This window comes from Acidobacteriota bacterium, from assembly GCA_016716905.1.
Lineage (GTDB): Bacteria > Acidobacteriota > Vicinamibacteria > Vicinamibacterales > SCN-69-37 > SYFT01.
Map to the genome: position 1 here is coordinate 1,186,201 of JADJUS010000004.1, position 20,282 is coordinate 1,206,482.

Sequence of the window (20,282 nt, forward strand, 5' to 3'; positions counted from 1 at the left end):
ATGAAATCACCATGGGTCGTGTTCACGAATGCCTTCGTGTTTTTCGGGACAACGCTGTATGTCGGCGTGCTCTGGGCGCTCCACTTCTTCTGGTTTCCCAGTTGGAACAACCTGAAGGTGGACAACTACTACGATCAGTTCATTCCACAGACGTCCACGGCCACCGAGTTCTTCACGGTGCTGGTGCCCCTGATGTTTCTGGGGCACGTGATCATGTGCTGGAAGGACTGGAAGACGCGGATGCGGTGGGTCAGCATCGGCGCGCTTGCCTGCCTGGGCGCGGCCACCTACGTCGGCACCCTGCACATCATTCCGGTGAACAAGATTCTGGCCGGCCGCCTGACCGACCAGGCCCAGGTGACCGAGTTGCTGCAGAAGTGGATGTGGCTCAACGACATCCGCATGGTGCTGATGACGCTGGGCTGGATTCTGTTGATGTACTACTTCGGGTCCAAAGCGTATCGCGCCGATCGAGCCGGACTATAACCGCATGCATGTGTTCGTAGTCGTTTCCCTGTTCGCCGGCCTGCTGGGCACCGTTCCCCAGCAGGCGCGGACGATCACCGTACCCGTGCGGATCGAGCCGCGGGTGGTTGAGCGGCTGTACAACGAGGCCATCATCAGGGACGGGTCCATCGACCCGCTGGTCGGGCAACTGGGCGCGCTGTGTGCGGATGTCGCGCGGCCGAAACGTTCGCGTGCAAACGCGTGCCTGCTGCGCAGCCACCTCGAGTGGCGGCACGGACGGATGGCGCCGGCCATGGCTGCGGCTGACGAGGGACTCGCCGTTGATCCGTACGACGACATGGTGTTTCACAAGGCGCGGCTGTTCGACGCGTCTGGCAAGATGGACGAGACGCGCGAGTGGTACCAGAAGGCGCTGTCGCTCACGACCAACCCGCAGCTGAAGGAGACCATCCGCCTCCGCCTGACATTCACTGAAGTCATCGCGAAGGATGTGCAGGGCCTGGTGGCGTTGGCGAAAGCCAGTCCGCGTGACTTCAGGAATCGCGCGGCGATCGCGCTCGCGATTCTCGACTTCGACAAAGAGGCGGCGGACCTGTACCAGGTCTTCGGTGAAGGCACCGACCGGTTTCGGCACCATATCCGGGTGGCCCAGTGGGCCATCCAGGCGGGCGACGCACCCAAGGCGCAGACCGAAAGCTGGCAGGCGGTACAAACCGCGACCTTCGATCGCGATCGCAACTATGGGCTGAGCCTGCTGGTGGAAGCCCACACGCTGGACAAATCACTCGACAAGCTCCTGGACCGGTTTGCGCAGCAGCCCACGCTTTCCCCGGAAGCCCAGAGCGTGCGCATCGATCTGTTGCGCCAGACGGGGCAGTACGACAAGGCCATCGAACTCTTCAAGAGTGCGAATGGCCAGCAGCTCGGTCCTGAGATGCGCCGCGAGTTGTTGCGGATGTACCGCGACGCCGGGCAGGATGCCGCCATGGTGGCCGAATATCGCCGCCTCATTTCAAGTGAGCCGGCGCTCACCGACTGGGTGGAGGGCCTGAGCCAGTACTACCTGGAGCAAGGCGACCAGCAAAGCGCACGCGCCTTGTGGAAGGACTTCCTCGATCGCAACACCGTGGTCGGCACGTTGCTCATCGGCAGCGATGCGATGACCGACTTTGGCCTGCACGATCTGGCGGTGGCCGCCACTGAAAAGGCCCTCGCCAACAGTCCAGGCATCGAAGACGCTGCGCAGGTCCGCCTCGCGCAATTCGAACTCCATCGTCAGCGCGGGGCCAACGCAGATGCCGAGGCTGCTCTGGCGGCGCTCGATGCGCTGCTGCCTGCCCAGTCACCCTTCAGAACGGAGTTGGCAGACGCGTACGAGCGCATCCAGAAACCACAGCTCGCCGCCACCACACTGGAGCGCCTCTCTGCCAGCAAGGGCGGCCTGAGTATTGACGAACGCATGCGCCTGGCCTGGCTCTTCGATTCAACCGGTCGGCGAGACGATGCCCTGCTGATCTGGCGGGAGTTGTGGAATAGCGAGAGCCTGGCGGCACGGCGCAAGCTGGTGGAAGAACGGCTGCTGATGCTGGCTGCGGAACTGGGCACGCTCGGCGAACTCGCGGTGGACCTGGAAGAGAAACTCGCGAATGGCACCGCCGTCCCTCGCGACGTCAGCTTGCTCGTGAGCATCTACACCAAGGTGGGCGACTCGGTCTCGGCCATCGAGGTGGTGACCAGCGCGGCAGCCCAGAAGGGCAATGCGAAGACCGAAGTCGAGAGTCTGAAAGAGCAGGCGCAAATCTACCTGGCGCTCGCCGAGTATCCCGACTTCACCCGTGTGACGCGACGGCTGATGGAGGTCGATCCCGACCGGAAGGTTGACTATCTCCAGTCGTTGTTGTTGAACCAGATCGAAGCCGGCGCCGATGGCGTGCAGGATGGCCAGGACGGCACCGTTCAGTTACGCGAGTGGCTGGGCCAACTCAGGAAAGTGGGCGGCGATGCCGTGGGCGCCGAGTTCGAAGCCGGCGTGCTTGAGATGGCGGGCTTCCGCGATCAGGCGCTGGAATCGTATCGCCGGGCGCTTGCGCAGCACCCCGAGCGCGCCGACGACCATCTGCTGCTCGCAGACCTGCTGCGCCAGGCCGGCCGTCAGGCCGAGGCCGTGACGAGCCTGCAGTACGTGACCGAAACGGCCGAGAGCGACGAGCTGTTCCTCGTGGCCATCGACGGCATCACCAACATGCGCGCCGGCGAGACCACCATCAAGTGGGCGCAGCGGCGCGCGCTGGAGCGTCTCACGTCGCGCGATGACAAGTTGTATCTCTACGAGATGCTGGCCGAGCTGGCCGAGGAGACCAAAGACGCCAAGGCCTACATCGCGACGCTTGAAACGTCGCTGGCGCACGCCGACAGCCGCCGGTCGCACGTGCTGCGCGAACTGCTGGCCGCCACGGCCGAGGTCACTACGTACGAAGCCAGCCTTCGCCTGGCCAATCCAGAGGCGGCACTCAACGTGGCGTACGCCAGGCGCCTCATTGCGCTGGGTGAAGAGCTGCCGCCCGACGTGTACGTGGATCTTGGCCGTACGTTCATCAAGATGAACGATCCGGCAGCCGCGAGACGGGCGTTCGACCTCGCCGTGGATCGCACCGGCCGGACGTCGGTGGTGGTGGACGCCGCCAAGTTGTTTGAGCGGGGCGGATTTGATCGCGAGGCCATCAGGGAATACGAGCGCGCGCTGGTGGCCAACAGTAGCGACCTCGAAACGATGGTGAGGCTGGCGCGCCTGCGTGAACGTGCCGGTGCGGTGGACACCGCCAACGAGCTCTACCTGCGCGCCCTCCTCGGCGTCCTGGGCCGTCAGAACCGGAAGATCGAAGGGAGCGGACCGGCCCCGGCCCTCGAGACTCAGGTGACGTTTGAATACAAGCGGTACTACCAAATCCTGCTGAGTGGGGTGCTCGCGACGCTGCCGCAGGCGACGGCGCCGGCCGGCGCCACCGTGGCGCGCCTGGCTCCGATTGAAGCGGCGTTCGATCAGGAACTGCGTCAGGTGGCCGCGTCAGAAACGACGACCGCGCCCCTCGGACATTTCCCGCGCCTGGCCGTGTATACCCAGACGTTACGCGCGTTGGCGTATGGCGCTGGCGTGCCGGCCGTGTCCGATCGCGCCGATGCGGCACTGCGCCGGCAGTTCAGCGCGGATCCGAGCGTGGCGGCGCAGGCCGTGCAGGAGCGCGAACGCTGGGGTTATTCGACGCCCGAAGCCGCGTCGGCGAATCGGCCGATGGACAGCGCCGACTATATGCGGGATGTCGGTGTGGCGTTGAGCGCCGGCGATCAGGACGCCGCGCTCACGGCCTACCGGCAGTGGGCCCGGTTCGCCGGCTCGCCCAAGCCGCCGATTTTCCTGGGCACCATTGAGTTGCCGGATCGATCGCCGGGCATTCCGGAAGTGGCGACCCACGCCTGGCAGCGTCTCGATGAACGTCACTTCGGTAGCCTCGCGCAACACATCCAGGGCATCATCGCCGACGACGACACGTACGCTGAGAAGCTCGTGCTCGATTTGATCTACCAGTACGAAGTGCCCGAGGTGCCGATCCTCACTCGCGTCGAGCAGGTGCTGGGGCAACCGTTGATCGCCGAGGAACGGTTGTGGCGGCTGGTCAATCAGCGCAAGGACTGGAGCCTGCTGAACGTGGCGTACGTCATCAGCCGTCTCGCTCCGGATCGCCAGATCGATTTCATCGATCGGTATGCGAAGGCATCCGAACTCAATTGGCTGACGTTGCTCAAGTCGTGGGGCATCGTGCTGCAGAAGCCCATGGACGCCCCGCGCGCCGCCCGCTTCATGACGGTGGTGAAAGCCGCGCTGGTGGGGAGTCTCAAGCGAGGCAGCGGCAGCGCGTTGCTGCCCAATTTCATGATCTATACGTTCTCGGCAGGGATTGCTCCCGTCAACGCGCCACTCGTGGAGGAGATTGAACAGTTCCTCGCCGAAAAGCATCCCCAGGTGTTCAAGGTGGGCTACTGGAAGGCGTCCCTTTTGCGCGACCTTGGTCGCGACCAGGAAGCCATTGCCGCGTTTGTGGACGCCGCGCTGCAGATGTATGTGCCGCTGCCGCAGCCGGGCACCGCCATCCCGCAAGGCGCTCCGAGTCCGTACGCGTACAGCGGCTTCGTCAGTGCGTTCGCACCATTCCTGCTGCCGAAGTACAGAGGGGAGTTGCTGGCGCTGCTGGAACAGAAGGAGTCGGCGCCGGCGGGCCTCACAGAGGCGCTCATCAGCCTGCGCATGGAGTTGAGCCGCTTCGACCCGACGGGTGACTCGCGACAGCTCATGGCCGCTCTGCAGGGGTTGGCCGATCGCCATCCGAAAAACGAGCAGGTGCGCAACCTGCTGCATCCGCTGTACGACCAGTGGGGGAACACGAACAAGGCGATTGAGGTACTGACCGAGTTGACGCGCCTGAAGCCCGACAATCGCGAGTACCGCTACAAATTGATTTCGCTGTGGCAGAAGCTCGACTACCCCGAGAACGTGGTCAAGGTCGCCGGCGCGCAGACCGTGGACGAACTGGCGCCGCCGGTGGTGCGCAACTACTACATGGAGTCGGTGACCGGTGCGCCGACCGTGCGTTTCCCGACGCTGAAACGCGCACTTGATCAAATTAAGGCGTTGGCAACCGGTGGTGATCCGAAAGAGGCGGCCATGGGGTTGCGGACGTTGCTGCAGACGCTGCCGCCGGCCGGAATGTCGATCAACGAGTTTGCCCAGGCGCGCGACCAGGCCGACCCGTATCTGTACATCCGCGACTTCCTCATGCTCGATGGCGAGCCGCATCCAAAGACCGCCGACGCGCCGGAGTCGTCGGCCCCCGCAGTCCCGGTTGCGGCTGGCGGGATGGTCGCATTGCGGCCGGCCGCTCCGGCCGGCACGCCGCCAACGGCGAGCCGGACGCTGAACACGTACGACCGCTTGATGAAGTCGCTCGAATTGACAACCGCGGAGGTGACGCCGCGGGCCGCCAAACTCACGGAGGTCGTGGGGCGATCGGGATTTGGCATCGCCGAGCTTGAAGCGTTTCTCAGCAATCTGCGGGCCGCGGACATCGACAAGCAGTACGTCTTCATCAACATGCTGGTGGACGCCTATGTCAGCGGCGGTCGGGCCGATGACGAACTGCAGCGGCGATCGGCCGATGCAGCGTCCGGCCAGATGGGCCAGAAGAACGCGACCGTCTGGCTCGGCCTCGCAGCGAGGCAGCCGGGCGCACGTGCGAAGGACCTGCTACAGACTGCCGAAGCCGGTGGTCTGTTGAGCCGCGCCCAGAGTGCGTTGTCACAGATGTTCCTGGCGCGCTTGTATGCAGCGGCGGGCCAGCCGGACAACGCGCTGAAGACCTACATCCGCGTGGCCACAATGGTGCTGGCGGGCGCCGCAAATAACGTGCAGCCGAACCTGACCCAGACCGATGCCTACGGTCGCGACAACGGGCTGATGTTGTTTACCGGCCTTGGGTTGTTCGACGAGGCGCGGCCGCGCCTTGACGCCGCCGGCCTGGACGCGCTTGTCGCGGAGATGCTGGCCCTGAGCCGGCCACCGGTCGGCCCGGTGGTGCAACAGATGCACGCGCGCTTCGTGAACATCTTGTATGTGCGTGCGACAGGAGCGGGCCTGAGCCTGCCGTCGCTGCAGAAGGAAGCCGCGGCCATGCAGGTGACCTCGGCGTGGCCCAGGGCCGAGGTGCTGCAGGCGTCGTTTGTGCGGGCGCACATGGGCTCGCTCGATGAAGCGCTTCGGTTATTGCAGACGACGCTGAGCCGCGACTTTGAGACGCGCGACATGATGACGAGCGCGCAATCAAACGCGCAGTTTGCCTGGCGGCAGTACCAGATCGCACTCGGACTAGCCGGCGACGCGCAGTTGCTGGGTCCATTCGGCACTAGCGGCGCCGGTGTGGAACAACTCAAGCCCCTGTTTCCGGTCAAGGCTGACGCGTGGCCGGGCGCCGGCGCGTGGGTGGCCGGTGTCGCGCGCGCGTTGCCTTTGTGGCTTGAGCAGGGGGCCGCCAACCCGGATGCCGGCATTCAAGCCTTGTCGCTTGTGGCCCTGCGCCTCCACCAGATGGGGGATCGAGAGGGCGCTCAGACCGCCGCGCGCCACCTCACGGCGGTGCTTCGCCGGAGTCCTGTCTCGTTGAAGGCGTCCACACTGGCGATGTCGGTGGGCGACCACGTGGGGGCGGCGGTTGATCTGCCCGTCCTGCAGGAACTGACGCGGCAAGGCCGCCTGGATCTGAGTCGCGTGCAGTTGGTCATCACGCGAACCGCAGCGGCCGACGGCGCCGAGGCCGCGCTTCGCCTGGGCGAGGTCGCCGCCCAGTCCACGTCCAACGCAGATCTGCTCAAGCAGCTCATCAGCATCGCGCAGACCGCCGGCAACGCCCAGGAAGCGCAGCGCTGGACCGCCCGGCAAGCCGAAGCCGACGCCGCCCGCGCCCAGTTGAAAAAAGCGCCACCGAAGTAGGCGCGTTTTCGAGAACGTAGCTCGGCCTCCGGAATTTCGTAGCTCGGCCTCGCGGGGTGGACACGTTGTGCGTGTTCATCGCGCGGCCTCCCGAATTTCGTAGCGCGGCCTGGGGGCGAAGGAATGGCGTGCGTGTCCTGAATTTCGTAGCGCGGCCTGGTTCTCAAGGCCGCGGCTCTTTCACCTGCGCGGAGCGCAGCGCCTTCAGCGGGGGCACGTCGTGTCGCCTCCGCGGAGTGAGGCGAGAAACGCGCGCCTCCGCCGGCGTGTCCTGCCGTCAGACCGCGTGGGGGCCCCCATCCCCACGCTTGGGGTCATCGACTCCGGCGCACGTTTCGACCTGTCGCAGTCGCCTCACTCCGAGTCGGCGTCACGACGTCCCCCCGCCGAAGCCGCCGCGGGTGTCCGTGAATGTCCTGTGGGTGACGTAGCGCGGCTTGTAAGGAGAAGGGACGCCGTGCGTGTCCGGAATTTCGTAGCGCGGCCTTGGGCGTGGACACGTTGGGGGGGTTCCGGGGGGGGGCGCCGGGATTCGTAGCGCTGGGTCTCAAGGCCGCGGCACTTGGGCCTGCGCGGAGCGCGTCGCCTTCTGCGGGTCACCTAATGCCAATTGCGCGGACCAAAGGGAGAGACCCGCGCCTCCGCCGGCTGTCTTGGGTTCAAAACCTCCGCCGAAAACGCCGCATGTGTCTTCGGCCCTTGCAGTTCTTCGTGCTAGGCTCGGCCCGTCAGTGAGCGGAGGCCGTGGATCACAAGTCGGCGGCATGACCCAGCACGCTGACGAGGGGGATGCAGATTATGGTTCGTCAGACGGTGGTCGTCTTCGTGCTTTCGGTCTTGTTTGCAGGTGCTCGAAGCGGCGCAGAGGTTAGAGACATGGTCGGTACACCCCAATCAACTCAGGAGACTCTTGGGCTGAACAACGGACGTTTTTGGGAACTGTTGCCCAACGACCCAGGTGTTCGAGCCCTCACTTGGCGGGGATCTTGATGGGTGGAGGCCGGGGGGGGCGAACAGGATGTTGCGGCGAGTTCCACTCTGGCCGTCATGGCAGCCGGAGGCACGTTCACCCTCGGTGAATTGGTGGCATTTACTAACGGCGTTTACGCGCAGCCTGAGAACCTGAGCCTCCCTGTTGGGTGGGTCTTGATGACCGCATTTGCGGTTCAGAGAGGAGAAGCGGCGAAGGAACCACTTCTGACCGCGCTGCGAGCTCATCTGGCGGCCCTTTTTTCAAGGAATCGGACCCCAATGCCGTCCGAGATCCGTCCAACGCCCTGATTCTCAGCTTCAAGAAGATTCGGTAGTGTTGAGTTTGAAATTCGCCGGGCTTCCAAGTCGCCGATTCTGACTGGCTTACTGGGCTAGAATCACCGCCCATGACCCAGCACCGGAAGACGTTCTTTCAGTGGGCCTCCGCTTTCGTTGGACTGTCATCGTCGATTCTTTTGGCGGCTGGAAGTCTGGGGTCGTCTGCAGCCTCAATTGCAGGTATTGCCTCACCCAAGTGGGACTACAGCCCAGAACTAGCCAGATCCTGCGGAGCACCGCAGACGGCACGGTAGGCTTCTTCCTTTTGACGATTTCCTTCGCCATGGCCATTCCCGCCTGATCCCAGATGCCAGGACCGAGACGCAGGATGCCGACTTAAGGCTCGCGAGGGCCTTCGGAGTGATTGTCGGGGTGTCTCTCCTCGCGGTCGGATGCTTTATCTGGGATCTACGCTGACAACATCACGGCTGCCTCAGCGGCGATGGCGGCTTCGCCTGCTGGGTGATGAACGCTCACCGCGCACAAAAGAATGGGTACCTTCTGATTGTTAGGCATGGGCAAAATGGTCATCGTTTTGCGATAACCACTCCCGACAACTTAGTGGTGTACTCGGACGGCTATCCGGCCTACGAATCAGACCTCGAGGCCCGGAAGGCAGCCGTGGAGTTCCTGGAATCTAGCTTTGGCATCGCCGCCGAATACGAGTCCCTTCCCTGGACGCCAACGTCCATTGAATCGCTTGCGGTTACGCCCAGTGACTAAAACTGAGACCAGACCGAGAGGCGTCCAAGCAGTGGTTGGCCTTTGCCAGCGGTAGGTAGTTGGGACTCGAAGAAGATGCCATCACAGGGCCTGACGACAGGCAAAGAGAGACTCCGGCGGGATTGCGGGCAGCTCGTCAGAGAGCTGGAGGCCGTCCTGTGCCTCTCGTGTGCTCTGGACCAGCCCGGGCGCGCAAATCGAAAGGCCGACCTGGCCTTCATTGAGACCGCCACCAAGAAGGAGTTGCAAACCTTCTTCAATGCGGCGGAAGGCCGCCTGTTCGAGGTTCGCCAGTACTTCAGGGTGACCGCCAAGTCGCGCGAAGTCCGGCAGCTTTACAAAGACATGAAGGATGCCGGCGCTGAGCGAGTCTCTTGGCTGCCGCTTTTCACGCTTCGATCGATGTTTGTCGACTATTCGCAAATCCTTACGGGATCCGAGCGGTTTCCCGCTCACGCGAGGGTTTCATTCGACCCAGACGGAACTCACTATCCTGAAAGTCCGCACCCTGAGATTTTTCTCTTGGAGGCGAGTCTTTTCGAGGACATGGCAGCTCTCTACAACATGGCTGGCACTGAGCCGCGGTGGACTTCCGGCGGAAGCAAACAGCTGCTCAAGCAGGAGATTGCACTGAGTCGGGCAACAGTTTTGGCGTCCTTGCACTTTGTTGAGGCCTATCTCAATGGTGTCGCATTTGACTGCCTGCGCGCAGGAGGCGGCGGGCTGTCGCCGAAGCAGAGGGACGAATTGGCGGATTGGGACACAGGGGACCGGCCGATGCCCTCTGAGCGAGAAATTTCTCGCCTATCAGCGAATAATCTTAAACGTGAAGCATGCGCCCTTGCAGGAGAGCAATTGTCACGAATGGCAGGCGATTGCCAAGTTTGCAAAACAACTGCGAGACGCATTGGCACACCCCTCTGCTGGCGTCGACCCGCGGACCCGTCGCCAGGAGAAGGAGCTTGCGATCTTGTCGCTTTCCTTGGAGCAGGTGACAGAAGTGGTGGACTCAGCGGTCGGAGTGGTCCGTAGGTTGAATCACGTCCTGGCACGGGCCGGCACGGAACTGTGGTGGTTACACGATCGCGATGCATCAGGGCGTTTCCCTGTCGGAGCGTTCGATTAAACAGAAGCCCGAGTGAGCAAGCGTCTGACTACTGGCGGAAATTCATCACGGCTGCCGTTCTTGTGCGCCATATCGTGATCAGCGAGCAGGTCTGGTCGGCCAAGGTGGCCCCGCAGACGTCGCCAGAGTTTCGCGATGCCCAGGTGCCCCCGGAACGTCTCGGCTGACGACACTCGATCTGGCTTGTCGAACAATCCCGTCTTCAGAGCCAAATCGCCGTTATTGTCGATTCGGAGCGCGAAGAGTTGGCGGCGCTACCGCTTTTGGGCACCTCCGGCCTGAGATATTGCGCGCAGATCCCCGTAGATCACCATGCCCCGCATGGTGTACCTTTGCCGCGTCTGTCCCACCATTCAGCGAGGCTCTAGTCTTATGGCCGATCAACCCACTCGTCGTGACTTCGTGAAGACCGCCGCCATTGCCGGCGCGGGGTTCACCATCGTGCCCCGCTCCGTGCTGGGCCGCGGATTCCAGGCGCCCAGCGACACCCTGAACATCGCGGTCGTCGGCGTCGGAGGCATGGGCTCCAACAACACCGCCGCGTGCATGAGCCAGAACATCGTGGCCATCTGTGACGTGGACGACGTGCTGCTCGAGAGGTCGCTGACGCGATGGAAGGACCGGATCTATCCGCCCGCGCCGGCGGCTGGTGCGGCCGGCGGTGGCGGCGGCCGTGGGGGTGGCGGAGGGGCCGCGCAGGCCCCGGCGGGTCCGCCGCGCCCAGTGTGGAAGGAATTCGGCAAGTCGAAGCTGCAGGCCGAGGCCGACGCGAAGTGGACCCCCGCCGGCGGCACGGCGGACATGAAGAAGTTTGTGGACGAGCAGATTCCGAGAGTCGCCAAGTATCGCGACTATCGCGACATGCTCGCCAAACAAAAAGACATCGACGCCATCATCGTCGCCACGCCTGACCACATGCATGCCGTGATCGCGTCCAACGCGATGGACATGGGCAAACACGTGTACGTGCAGAAGCCGATGTGCTGGTCGGTGCACGAAGCGCGACACCTGGCGAAGAAGGCCCTCGAAAAGAAAGTCGTCACGCAGATGGGCAACCAGGGCCATTCGCAGGACGATGCGCGGCGAGGGCAGGATTATCTGGCGGGTGCCATCGGCGACATCAGGGAAGTGCATGTGTGGACGAATCGTCCGCTGGCGTTCTGGCCGCAGGGCATTCCTCGGCCCGCTGCCATGACCGGCAACCCGCCGACCAACTGGAACAACAGCGCGATCACGCGCCGGCTGGCCGCCACGATGGCCGCCAGTGGCGTCGCCGCACCGGACACACTGGCCTGGGATCTGTTCCTGGGCGTCGCGCCCGACGTGGAGTATCACCCCGTCTATCACCCGTTCAACTGGCGCGGTTGGGTGGACTGGGGCCAGGGCGCGCTGGGCGACATGGGCGCGCACCTGATCGATCACCCGGTGTGGGGATTGAACCTCGGGCTGCCGACGATCATCGAGACCACGTCCACGCCGTTTGAACGCCGGCCGACGGCGGGCCTGGTGAGTTATCCCAATGCCACCACCACGTACTACGAGTTCCCGGCGCGCAACGGCAAGCCGGCCGTGAAAATGATTTGGTACGACGGTGGGCTGACGCCGCCCAAGCCGGAAGAGATCGGCGAGGAACGGCTCAGTGGCGAGGGTGGCGTGCTCTACATCGGCTCCAAGGGCAAGATGTTGCAGGACACCTACGGCGCCAACCCGCGGTTGCTGCCGGCCGACAAGCACAACTCGTATGGCGCGCCGAAAGAGAAGATGGTGCGCGTGCCGCATCAAGCGCACGAAATGAACTGGGTCAACGCCATCAAGGGCAAAGACACCATCTCGTCGCCCTTCTCCTACGCCGCACACCTGACCGAGATCATGCTGCTGGGTGTAGCGTCGCTGCGCGCCAACACCAAGATCCACTACGACGGCGCCAATATGCGCATCACGAACAACGACGCCGCGAACGAATTCCTTACTCGCACCTATCGCGCGGGGTATTCGCTTTAGGAAGGTTTTGGGGGCGGCCCGGGCCCGGGCGCGGCCCCCGGGCGGGGTTTTCGTAGCGGGGCGCCGGGGCCCGGGGGCGCCCCCCGGCGCTGGGGAACTTAGGAACTGAGGAACTGGGGAACTGATGACGAAGTGTCTCGCCGCAGCGGCGATCAGTGTAGCGCTCGCGGCTGCGGCGCCGGTGTCGGCTCAGTCGGGCTGGGTGTCGCTGTTCGATGGCAAGGATATTTCGACGCACTGGCGCGGGTTCAAGCAGCCGGGCATGCCGGCCGGGTGGGAAATCGTGGACGGCACGATCACCTGGACCGGGGCAGGACGGCCCACCGGGCGTCCGGTCGATTCGGATCTGGTGAGCCTCGAGCAGTACGCCAACTTCGAGCTTGAGTGGGAGTGGAAACTGCCGCCCGGGGGCAACAGCGGCATCATGTTCCGCGTGTCAGAAAATCTTGAAGCCACGTATCACAGCGGTCCCGAGTATCAGCTCCTGGATAACGCGCGTCACCCCGACGGCAAAGATCCCCGGACCTCCACTGGTGCCAACTACGCGATTCAGGCGCCCCCTCACGACATGTCGAAGCCCATCGGTGAGTGGAACCAGAGCAAGCTGGTGGTCAACGGCGCCCACGTCGAGCACTGGCTCAACGGGATGAAGGTGGTGGAGTACGAGTTGTGGACGCCGGAATGGACAGCGCTGGTGAAGAAGAGCAAGTTCAACCAGTGGCCGGCGTACGGGATGAACAAGTCAGGACACATTGTCATTCAGGAGCACGGGGCACGCGTGCAGTACCGCAACGTGCGTGTGCGGAGACTGCAGTAACCATGAATACACGCCAGCGCTTGTTCGTGATGATGGTGCTCGAGTTTTTTATCTGGGGCGCCTGGCTTCCGTTGATTTTCGGGTACCTGCCGAGTCTGGGCTTCACCCCGCTTGAGCAGTCGCTGATTCTCAGCGCCTTCCCCGTGGCGTCCATCATCGGCATGTTCTTCAGCAACCAATGGGCGGACCGGTCGGCATCCCCTGAGCGCGTATTGGCGTTGTCTCACCTAGTCGGCGGACTGGCGATTCTGGGCTGTGGGTTCACCCGCTCCTTCCTGCCGTTCTTTGCGCTGATGTTCGTGCATTGCCTCCTCTACGTGCCGACGATCTCGATCACCAACTCGATCGCGTTCGCCAACATGAAGAACCCCGACAAGGAGTTCGGTATCGTGCGCATGGGCGGCACCATCGGCTGGATCCTTGCCGCCTGGCCGTTCACGTTCATTTTCGTCAACTGGGCGGCCGTGGATGCCGCGCAGCCGATTGGCCTGGTGAACTGGCTCGGCACCGCACTCGCGAATCCGCTCACCGGTGATGCCGCCAAAGCCGCCACCCGCTGGACATTCATCGTTGCCGGGCTCGCGTCACTCGCGCTGGCAGCATTCAGCCTCGTGCTGCCGAAATCCGCGCCGCAAACTCGCCCGGCCGGTGCCGGCGGCACGGCGTGGTCGGAAGCCTTCGGCCTGCTCAAGCATCCGTTCATCCTGGTGCTCTGGCTGGTCACTCTGGTTGACTCGTTCGTGCACAACGCCTACTTCAACTGGACTGGCGTGTTCCTCGGCACCGCGCGCGAGGCAGGCGGCGTGGGCATCGCCTCCAACTGGATTACGCCCGTGATGAGCATCGGCCAGGTCGCCGAAATTCTGACGATGCTGGTGTTGGGCGCGACGCTGGTCAAACTCGGCTGGCGGACGACGATGGTGATTGGCATCCTGGGGCATGCGGCGCGGTTCGCGGTGTATGCGTTGTTCCCGGCCAGCGCCGCCATGATCATCGCGGTGCAGATCCTGCACGGCATCTGTTACGCGTTCTTCTTTGCCACGGTCTACATCTTTGTGGATGCGTACAGCCCGAAGAACATCAGGGCGAGCGCGCAGGGATTGTTCAACCTGCAGATTCTGGGCATCGGCGCGCTGTTAGCCAACTTCATCTGTCCGTGGCTGATGCAGAGCGTCTACACCACCGGCGGAGTCACGGACTTCAAGGGCCTGTTCATGGTGCCGCTGGCGGCGGCGTCCATCGGAGCCATTGCACTGGCGCTGTTCTTCCGGCCCCCTGCTTCGGGACCCGCGGCCACGTAGATCGGCGCGCTTGAGACCCAGCGCGCCCTACGAAAGGCGGTTTCGTAGCGCGGCCTGGGTCTCAAGGCCGCGGCTTTTTGACTGGGCAAGGCCAAGGAGAAACGCATGATGAGAGTGTTGTGCACTGGTCTGCTCGTCGTCCTGGGCGCGGTCACGTCGGCCACGCCGGCGCAGACGCCGCGCGGCGGCCGTCCGAACATCATTTACATCATGACCGACGACCATGCGGCGCATGCCATCAGCGCCTATGGCTCGAAGGTGAACAAGACGCCGCATCTGGATCGCCTGGCGCGCGAAGGCGCGTTGCTGACGTCGGTGTTTGCCACAAACTCGATCTGCACGCCAAGCCGGGCGGCCATCCTGACGGGGCAGTACGCGCATATCAACGGCGTCACCATGTTCAATCGGTTCGACAGTTCGCGCATGACCGTGGCGCGGCTGCTGCAGCAGGGCGGGTATTACACCGGCATGGTGGGCAAGTGGCATCTGGGCAGCGACCCGGTGGGATTCGATCGCTGGGAGATTCTGCCTGGGCAAGGGGTGTATCGCGATCCGGTGTTCTACACGGCCACCGACGAGAAGGTGTACAAGGGCGAGTACGCCACCGATGTCATCACAGACCGCGCGCTGGATTTCTTGCAGAACCGGGCGCGGGACAAGCCATTCTTCCTGATGATGCATCACAAGGCGCCACATCGCCCGTGGCAGCCCAACGACGAACATGGCGCGCACTTCGCGGCCCAGCGAATTCCCGAACCGGTCACGTTCTGGGATTCGTACGCCACCAGAACGGACGCGCTGCATGAGAACCAGCAGCGCGTGGCAGAAGACCTCACGAATCGCGACTTGAAGCTCACGCCACCGGAGGGCCTGGTGGGCCCGGACCTCACGCGGTGGTTCGGCACCAAACCCCAGTCGGTGACGATCGTGCGTGACGGCAAGGACGTGACGCTGACGGGCGAGGAACTCACGCGCTGGAAGTATCAGCGCTACATGCAGGACTACCTGGCCACCGTGCAGTCGGTGGACGACAGCGTCGGGCGTGTCCTTGCGTACCTCGACAAGGCCGGACTCGCCAGAAACACCATGGTGGTCTATACGAGTGACCAGGGCTTCTTCCTGGGCGACCACGGCATGTTCGACAAGCGATTCATGTACGAAGAGTCCATTCGCATGCCGTTCCTGGTGCGCTGGCCGGCGGGCATCAAGCCGGGCACCCGGAGTGACGCCCTCGGCCTCAACGTGGACTTTGCCCCGACGTTCCTTGAGGTGGCCGGCCTCCCGGCATCTGCGGAGATGCAGGGCCGCAGCCTGGCCCCAGTGCTGCGCGGCCGCACTCCGGCCGATTGGCGCAGCTCGATGTACTACCGCTACTACCACGACCCCGGCGACCACAACACGCGGGCACACTACGGTGTGCGCACGCGGACGCACAAACTGATCACCTTCTGGAAGAAGGACCAGTGGGAGCTGTACGACCTGGTCAACGATCCGTACGAACTCCACAATCTGTACGGTCAGCCCGGCCAGGAAGCCCTGACGGCCACGTTGAAAGCCGAGCTTGTGCGACTGAAACGGGAGCTGCGAGACGACGACCAGTTGGCCGACGTGCAGCTGCCCAATGGTGTGGACGGGGCGGTGGCCCGGCTCAGGGGGAAATAGGCACGTGCCGGGTGCCGTGGCGCCTTCGGTTGAGGACGTGGAGCAGGTCTCCCGGCTGTCAGACCCTGTCCTTCGCAATCTCTGGATCACGAATCACTATCACCGCCTCGCGGTGAGTTTTCCTCCCGGTGCCGGCGGGGGGGCGAACTGGTGCACGTTCGCCGTGTGGGCGTCGCGGCAGGCGGGGCAGACCATCCGCGGCGAGGATGTGCTTGATGTGATCGAGCGGCGCCTGGGGCGCGAGTCCAGGCTCATCAACGGGATCAACCGATTGTGGCGCGGTGTCTTCGTCTACGCGATGGAACATCCGGAGTCGAAACGCGCACGAGCGCTCCGGATCGTGACAGCCGGGCCTTTGTCTCGCGCCAGCGATGCCGTCGCCCGTGGCAATCGCAAGGTCTATGAAGAAATCGCGCGCGAGTTCGCGCGCTTCCTGCCGCTCTGCAGGAACGGAGTGATCGCCCCCAATGAACTGGCCGTGTTTCTGGCCGGCCTGCGACCGGGTGACGCGCCCGAAGGCCAGGACTATCTTCGGCGGGCGTTCACGCACTACGCGGCCGCACTGGAAACGGCCGACCCTGTGGCCCGCGCGGAGTTGGTGCTGCTCTCCAATCTGATAATCGGGTTGCATGAGCAGACGCGGCTCCAGCCTGAGATTCTCGAAGCACTGGAGGTGCCATTCGCCACGTTCGATGACGTGGGTCGCCGCTTGCTGCATGTGTTCGTGCCCGGCTGCATGAAGTGGCACTGGACGGTGAAAACGCCGATCGCCGTAGCCGTGGGGGCAGTGGCGCGAACGGCAGGACTCACGCTGCGTGGCGCGACGCGCTTTCTCATCACGGAGCGGATGATGACGTTATCTTTCCCCGACGCGATGATCCATCTCGGCCGGGACCTCCGCGGGGATTACCCGGCGCCGTTGCGTGATCCGCGCAACGCCGATCTCGTCGAACTGCTCAACCGCTTCCGGCCGCCCGGCCATGATCCCAACGGCGTCGGCGCGTGCGACTGGTCTGTGCTCGAGCAGCGGATGTGCCTGATTGCGCAGCTGTTCCGACTTCGTCAGACCGACCCCGTACTGTTCAACGCGCCCTACAACGCCGATCAGGTGACGGCGTTCGAGGCGGGCCGCCTGCCTGAGGGAGAGCTGTGAAGGATACACATGACCAAACACGCCAGCGACGTTGACGCCTTCTTCTCGACACTGAAACACCCGCATACAGATGCCCTGCGCGCTGTGAGACAAGTGATCCTCGATGCCGACCCGAAGATCACCGAAGGCATCAAGTGGAATGTGCCGAGCTTTCAGACGACCGAATATTTTGCGACCCTCCACGTGCGCACAAAGAAGGGCATTGGCGTCATCCTGCACTTCGGCGCGAAGAAGCGTGCCGGGCTCACCGCCCGCGCCGAAATCAAAGACGCGACGTCGGCGCTGGCGTGGCTGGCCGACGACCGCGCCGTCGTCGCGTTTGCGGATCTGAAAGACGTGAAGGCAAAGAAGCCCGCCTTCACCGCGATCATCAGACAGTGGATTACTTATCTGTAAAGCGTCATTCCGTCATGGCAGTTCGCCATTTCGGACATTTGTGACATTTCGCCATTCCCTAGGCCCAATAGGCTTCGCCCTTGGGCTGCGAGATGACGATGGGGCGGAGGAAGTCGATGGCTTTGCGCAGCCCCTCGGCCGGTGACATCAGGCTGTCTTCGTGCTCGATGCTGATGACGTGGTCGTAGCCCACCAGGCGCAGGTTGGAGACGATGTCTTTCCAGACGCGCGGGTCGTGACCGTAGCCAACCGTGCGGAAGATCCAGGAGCGGTCGAGCTCTTTTGTGTAGGGCTTGGCGTCCAGCACGCCGTTGAGCGCGGTGTTGGCCGCGTCAATCCGGCAGTCCTTGGCGTGGACGTGGAAGATGCGATCGCCGAGCGCGCGGATCGACTGCACGGGATCCGCCTGCTGCCAAAAGAGGTGACTGGGATCGAAGTTGCAGCCGATCACTTTCGGAGCGATCGCTGACAACCGCAGCATCGTCTCGGCGTTGTACGCCACGAAGTTCGGATGCATCTCGACTGCGACCCGTACGCCTGCCGACCGGCATTTCTTGGCCGTCGCAGTCCAGTACGGCACCACGCGCTCGGTCCACTGCCATTCGAGGGCGGCCGCAAACTCGGGCGGCCACGGAGACACGATCCATGACGGCTGCTGCGCCTTGCCGTCGCTGCCGGGGCAGCCGCTGAACGTGATGACCGTCTGCACCTCGAGCTTCGCGGCGAGCTGCACCGTCCGCTGAAACACCTCGTCGTGTGCCTTGGCGATGCGGCGATCGGGGTGCAGGGGATTGCCATGGCAGCTGAGTGCGCTGATCGTGAGACCCCGCGCGCGGATGGCATCGCGAAACGCCTTGAGCTTACGGTCGCTCGAGAGCAGTTCGCCCGGATTGCAGTGCGCGTTCCCAGGATACGCGCCCGTGCCCAGTTCCACGGCGTCAAGACCGAGTTCGACCACCGCATCGAGCATCGGCTCGAGGGGACGGTCGGATAACAAAACGGCAAACACTCCTAATTTCACGTCCTCACCTCAGTCCTCGTAGGGCGCGCTGGTTCTCCTGCCGAGTCCCGCGGCCTTGAGACCCAGGCCGCGCTACGAAATGCAGTTCCCCAGTTCCCCAGTTCCTCACTTGACTACTTCCCAACGACGCGATTTCGAGGCGCGTTCGATTGCCGTGAGGACGCGCTGGTTCTCGACCCCATCCGAGAAGTTCGGTGATGGCACCTTTTCATCCGCGATCGCTTCAAGGAGGTCGTATACCGTATGCACAAACGTGTGCTCGTAGCCGATGACGTGCCCGGGCGGCCACCAGTGCCCGATGAACGGGTGCGAACTTTCCGTGACCATGATGGTGCGGAAGCCCCGCAGGTGGGGCGGATCGTTGTCGAAGTAGACCTCGAGCTCGTTCATCCGTTCCAGGTTGAACGCCACGCTGCCCAGGCGGCCGTTGATCTCAAAGCGGTTGTAGTTCTTGCGGCCGTTGGCCATGCGTGTGGCTTCGATGGTGCCCGTCGCGCCGCCGGAAAAATGCACCAGCGCCATCGCCGCATCGTCTACCGTCACTTCGGCCAGTTCCGTCAGTTCCGTCAGTTCCGTCAGTTCCGTCAGTTCCGCCAGTTCCGCCAGTTTCCTAGGGCGCGTCTTCACGAACGTCGTGAGATCTGCCGAGACCTCGGAGATCTCGCCCACCAGGTACCGTGCGAGGTCGATCGAGTGCGACGCGATGTCGCCCAGAGCCCCCGACCCGGCCTTGGTGCGGTCGAGCCGCCAGTTGAACGGTGCGGCCGGGTCCGACATCCAGTCCTGAAGGTAGGTGCCGCGATAGTGGCGGATCTCGCCGAGTGCGCCTTCGCTGATGAGTTGCCGGGCCAGCATCACTGCGGGCGCGCGCCGGTAGTTGTGGCAAATCATGTGCGCCACACCGGCCTTTTCAACCGCGGCCAGCATGCGCTCGGCGTCCTTGAGCGAGTTGGCGAGCGGCTTTTCGCAGAACACGTGTTTGCCGGCGCGTGCGGCCGCGATGGCGATTTCTGCGTGACTGTCGCCGGGCGTGCACACATCCACGAGATCGACGTCTTTGCGGCGCACGACCTCGCGCCAATCGGTGGCGCCTTCGTCCCAGCCGAGCGTCTGACGCGCGCGCTCCACCTCGGTGGCCGTCCGGCCACAGATGACCTTCATTCGGGCAGGCCGACGCGGCGAAAAAAACGCCGACGTCTGGCGATAGGCGTTGCTGTGCGCCCGCCCCATGAACGCGTAGCCGATGAGCGCAACGTTGATTGGAGCCATAAAGTCCTGAGCGTCCGTTACTTTTCGGGAGGCAGCGTCTTGTCGAACGAGCGGACATGGGCGGCCAGCGCCTTGATCTCGTCGGCTTTGAGTTTGCCCTTGAACGACATCATCGGCGTGCCTTTCACGCCGTCCGTGATGACCTTCACCATGTCCGTGGACTTCGTGCCGTGTTTCCACTTGCGTCCGATAAAGGCCATCGTGGGAATCGCGGCTTTGCCCATGGGGCCGTGGCACATCACGCAATGCACGCGATAGAGCGTGGCGACGTTGGGCGCGACTGAGAAGTGGCGGAACTGACAGAACTGGCGGAACTGGCGGAACTGGCGGAACTGGCGGAAATGGCAGAACTGATGGAAATGGCCGTAATCAGCAGAAAGACTCGCATTGGGCTATTTTCCCACGCCAACGGCGGAAAAAGACCTGTGTACACGAAACGACCTCAGAGGTCGTTTTCCTGGATCGGCTATGAAAACGACCTCTGAGGTCGTTTCGTGTA

Annotated in this window: 13 protein-coding genes; 9 read left to right on the top strand and 4 right to left on the bottom strand. The window is 63.5% G+C overall.

The window, feature by feature from the left end; all coding sequences use genetic code 11:
* Both IPL75_09315 and IPL75_09320 read left to right on the top strand, forming a co-directional pair.
* Entirely contained in the window at positions 1–486 is a 486-nt protein-coding gene (locus tag IPL75_09315; protein MBK9240453.1) for a DUF1772 domain-containing protein, read from the top strand.
* 4 nt (positions 487–490) lie between these two features.
* On the top strand, positions 491–7,003 hold the full coding sequence (locus IPL75_09320; GenBank protein ID MBK9240454.1) for a hypothetical protein: 6,513 nt from the start codon (positions 491–493) through the stop codon (positions 7,001–7,003).
* Positions 7,004–9,118: 2,115 nt separating this feature from the next.
* Here IPL75_09320 and IPL75_09325 read toward each other — a convergent pair.
* Entirely contained in the window at positions 9,119–9,460 is a 342-nt protein-coding gene (locus tag IPL75_09325; GenBank protein MBK9240455.1) for a hypothetical protein, read from the bottom strand.
* Between the two features lie 1,075 nt (positions 9,461–10,535).
* Between IPL75_09325 and IPL75_09330 the strand changes: the two genes are divergently transcribed.
* The 6 genes from IPL75_09330 to IPL75_09355 all read left to right on the top strand — a co-directional run bounded on the left by IPL75_09330 (position 10,536) and on the right by IPL75_09355 (position 17,493).
* Complete coding sequence (locus tag IPL75_09330; GenBank protein MBK9240456.1) at positions 10,536–12,164, top strand: Gfo/Idh/MocA family oxidoreductase; 1,629 nt, start codon at positions 10,536–10,538, stop codon at positions 12,162–12,164.
* 124 nt (positions 12,165–12,288) lie between these two features.
* Positions 12,289–12,981 carry a DUF1080 domain-containing protein gene (locus tag IPL75_09335; protein ID MBK9240457.1) on the top strand — a complete coding sequence of 231 codons (693 nt, stop codon included), beginning with the start codon at positions 12,289–12,291 and terminating at the stop codon, positions 12,979–12,981.
* Between the two features lie 2 nt (positions 12,982–12,983).
* Positions 12,984–14,282, top strand: a complete 1,299-nt coding sequence (locus tag IPL75_09340) for an MFS transporter (protein MBK9240458.1) — start codon at positions 12,984–12,986, stop codon at positions 14,280–14,282.
* Between the two features lie 108 nt (positions 14,283–14,390).
* A complete protein-coding gene (locus IPL75_09345) occupies positions 14,391–15,944 on the top strand; it encodes a sulfatase (GenBank protein MBK9240459.1) in 1,554 nt (517 codons plus the stop codon).
* Between the two features lie 4 nt (positions 15,945–15,948).
* Positions 15,949–17,097, top strand: a complete 1,149-nt coding sequence (locus IPL75_09350) for a hypothetical protein (protein MBK9240460.1) — start codon at positions 15,949–15,951, stop codon at positions 17,095–17,097.
* Between the two features lie 9 nt (positions 17,098–17,106).
* Positions 17,107–17,493: a DUF1801 domain-containing protein gene (locus tag IPL75_09355; GenBank protein MBK9240461.1), complete on the top strand. Its 387-nt coding sequence runs from the start codon at positions 17,107–17,109 to the stop codon at positions 17,491–17,493.
* 58 nt (positions 17,494–17,551) lie between these two features.
* Here the strand turns inward: IPL75_09355 and IPL75_09360 are convergent, their stop codons facing one another.
* The 3 genes from IPL75_09360 to IPL75_09370 form a co-directional block, all read right to left on the bottom strand.
* Complete coding sequence (locus IPL75_09360; protein MBK9240462.1) at positions 17,552–18,514, bottom strand: sugar phosphate isomerase/epimerase; 963 nt, start codon at positions 18,512–18,514, stop codon at positions 17,552–17,554.
* Between the two features lie 105 nt (positions 18,515–18,619).
* Positions 18,620–19,783 (bottom strand): Gfo/Idh/MocA family oxidoreductase, encoded by a 1,164-nt coding sequence (locus IPL75_09365; protein MBK9240463.1) that lies wholly within the window; start codon positions 19,781–19,783, stop codon positions 18,620–18,622.
* A gap of 17 nt (positions 19,784–19,800) precedes the next feature.
* A complete protein-coding gene (locus IPL75_09370; GenBank protein MBK9240464.1) occupies positions 19,801–20,022 on the bottom strand; it encodes a cytochrome c in 222 nt (73 codons plus the stop codon).
* Positions 20,023–20,070: 48 nt separating this feature from the next.
* Between IPL75_09370 and IPL75_09375 the strand changes: the two genes are divergently transcribed.
* Positions 20,071–20,268 (top strand): hypothetical protein, encoded by a 198-nt coding sequence (locus IPL75_09375; GenBank protein MBK9240465.1) that lies wholly within the window; start codon positions 20,071–20,073, stop codon positions 20,266–20,268.
* Positions 20,269–20,282: the final 14 nt, after the last annotated feature.